Raw genomic sequence first — 3019 nt, forward strand, 5'->3', positions numbered from 1 at the left:
GTGCAGGATGCGGCTGCCGCTGGCGCTGATCTCCTTGAGGCGCGCCGGCGACGTATCGCCAGTAATGATGATGGTCGGGACAAGCCGGCCGATATGGGCGTGAAGCGCACGGATCGCGTCGGTGCCGGTGGTGTCATTCTCGAGACGGTAGTCTGCGATGATCAGGTCGACCGGCGCATCGCCGGCAGCCAGCGCCGCCGTATGGGCCTCCTGCGCCTCTGCGGCGGAGCGGCCGGGATAGACACGATGTCCCTCCAGGCTGAGCAAGCGCACCATGGCATCGAGAACGTCGCCCTCGTCCTCGACCACCATGATGCCGGCGGCACTGCTGGCCGGCGATGTCGTGTCGACCTCCAAGCGAGCTTGCACCGCGCCGGCCTTCGCGACGGTGATGGAAAACAGGGAACCGCGCCCGGACGTCGAAGCCAATTTCAGGGGGTGCCCCAACAGCTCGGCGGTGCGGCGAACGATGGCGAGCCCGAGTCCCAGGCCTTGCGTGCGGTCCCGCGCCGGGTTCTGCAACTGCACGAACTCCTCGAAGACCATCCCCTGCTGATCGGCGGGGATGCCGGGGCCGCTGTCGAGGACCTGTATCTCCACACATGCGCCGCGCCGGCGACAGCCCAGCAGGACACCACCTTGCTTGGTGTAGCGAAGGGCATTCGAGATCAGGTTGTTGAGGATGCGCTTCAACATCATCGGGTCGCTGTCGACGTAGAGACTGCTGTCTACCACGCGCCACGTAAGTCCGCGTTGTTTTGCCTCGGCGGCGAATTCATTGCGAAGATCACCAAAGAGGTCGCGCAGCGGCACCGCCTCGCTCGCGACCGTGACGATGCCCGCATCGAGCCGCGAGATATCGAGCAAAGCGTTGAGCAGCCCACTGAAGTTGCTGACAACCGATTTCGCCCGGCTGGCCAGATCGCGCGCCTCGCCGGAGGGTACGTCGCCGCGCTGCCCCAATATGGCAAGCGTCGAGACCAGCAGGCTCAGGGCATGGATCGGTTGGCGCAGATCGTGACTCGCCGCCGCCAGAAAACGCGTCTTGGCACGGTCGGCGGTCTGCGCCCTGTCGCGTTCCTCTTGCAGGTGCTCGACCAGCGTTTCGTTCTCCAGTCGCAGGCTGACGGTTTCGCGCAGCATGCGGTAGGTGATACGGCAGTAGTAGAAATTGATCGCCACCAGCGATGCGAGCAGGAACAGGAAGGCGCCGGAAATATCGCTTTGGGTGGTCAAGCAGCGCAAGGCGACCGGCACCACCGTGGCCAGGATGGAACCGACCAGCGCCGGCGGAAAGGCCGACAGCGACGGCACCGTACCGCAGACGAGACCAGTCAGGACGATGACCGTGAAGGACAGCACGATCGGCGCCTCGGGCATAAAGCCGACCCAGCCAAGCACCCCCCACAGAAGGCCCGACATACAGGAAAACGCCGTGGCCAGCCATGCCCAGCGCAAGATCGAGCCGCGATCCCTTGAGCGGCTGAAAAAACGGCGCGACGCCAGCACCCGGATAGCCGTCAGCAGATACAGCGCCGCCAGCCAGCCGATCAGCCAATTGGCGGAAACGGCCGTTCTCAGAACATAGACCGCCGCCATCGAGATCACGATGTTGGAGATGACCACGCCGTAGGAATTGCGATACAGGAGTTCGACCAGGGCCTGGCGTATCTTGTCTTCCTGCATCGAATCCCTCCAATTGTCCCAAGTAATTCTCCGGCCGGTCTTCCCCGGTACCGTTGATCTACCGGCAACCTGTTTCGCATAAGTTGGCGATCGATCCATATACGCCGCTGCAGCCCTGGATGGTGCCCCGATGAACCGCTCGCTCACCGCCATACTCGCCGACGACCATGCCATCGTGCGCGAGGGGCTGAAGTTGCTTATCTCGGCTATGGACAATGTCTCGGTCGTCGCCGAGGCTGCGGATGGCGAGGCGCTGCTTGGCCAGCTGCGAAGCACGCGCGCCGACCTTTTGATCCTCGACCTCGGCATGCCAGGTGTGGCCGGGATGCAGTTTATCGCCACCATCAGGACCTTGGCGCCACGCCTGCGGATCGTGGTGCTGACGGCCAATGTCGAGCCGAGGACAGTACGCGCCGCGCTCAGCGCCGGCGCCAACGCCTACCTGACCAAGGATGGCGATCCCGAGGAACTCGGCGCTGCCATCGAAGCGGTCAAGAACGGAGGCACCTATCTGGCGAAAACCGTTCGCTTCGCGGTCAGCGATATAGGCAGGGAAAGCGAGCCGATAGCCGCGCAGGAAATCCTGTCCCCGGTACCGCTGACGCGGCGCGAACGGCAGATCCTTCAACTGGTGGCGCAAGGCATGATCACGCGCGACATCGCCGAACGACTGGGCATCAGCCTGCCGACCGCTCGCAAACATCGCGAAAATCTGATGGGCAAGCTCAGTCTCCACAACACCGCCGAACTGACCGCCTACGCGGTTCGTCTGGGATTGCCCACCGGCTGATATCGCAGCCGCTACAATGGGCAACCCGGCAACGGCCCCTTAACCATCGGCAGATTAGCCAAACCCGATCATCATCCAAATACGGCATCCGCCGTATGTTTTCGGCCTGCCCCCCGGCCTACTCCTCCCACGGCTTGATCACATGGGAGGAGCTGTCATGCCATCGCTGGATCTCTGGATTCCGTTCGCCCTCGCAACACTCGCCTTCGCCTGCATGCCAGGACCGGCGATTCTCTACATGACAGCGCAGACGCTGGCCCATGGCCGTCAGGCGGGATTGATGGCGGCACTGGGTGTCCATCTTGGTTGTTACGTGCACATCCTGGCCGCGGCGGTCGGGCTCGCCGCACTGATGGAACACGCGCCGGTCGCTTTCTTGGTGATCCGATGGGCGGGCGCCGCATATCTCATTTCGCTGGGCCTTGCCATGTTCCTGGGCTGGAACCGGATGGGCGAGGATGGTGCCAGGCCGGCCCCGAACACATTTCGCGACAGCATGGTCGTCGAGATCCTCAATCCCAAGACGGCACTGTTCTTCCTGAC

The 3019-nt window shown here is 63.4% G+C and carries 3 protein-coding genes; 2 read left to right on the plus strand and 1 reads right to left on the minus strand.

All coding sequences use genetic code 11. The annotated features are described in order from the left end of the window. A partial coding sequence (locus EN879_RS30190; RefSeq protein ID WP_127274453.1) for a hybrid sensor histidine kinase/response regulator occupies positions 1-1686 on the minus strand: 1686 nt, incomplete at its 3' end. Positions 1687-1816: 130 nt separating this feature from the next. On the opposite strand from EN879_RS30190, the gene EN879_RS30195 reads away from it, so the two are divergent. Both EN879_RS30195 and EN879_RS30200 read left to right on the plus strand, forming a co-directional pair. After that, positions 1817-2476 carry a response regulator transcription factor gene (locus tag EN879_RS30195; RefSeq protein WP_063169189.1) on the plus strand — a complete coding sequence of 220 codons (660 nt, stop codon included), beginning with the start codon at positions 1817-1819 and terminating at the stop codon, positions 2474-2476. 157 nt (positions 2477-2633) lie between these two features. Continuing rightward, positions 2634-3019 (plus strand): LysE family translocator (locus tag EN879_RS30200; RefSeq protein ID WP_164774673.1); only part of this gene is annotated, 386 nt, incomplete at its 3' end.

Origin of the sequence: Mesorhizobium sp. M7A.F.Ca.AU.002.02.1.1, from assembly GCF_003998535.1 — a bacterium.
In the GTDB taxonomy this organism is placed as follows: Bacteria; Pseudomonadota; Alphaproteobacteria; order Rhizobiales; family Rhizobiaceae; genus Mesorhizobium; species Mesorhizobium ciceri.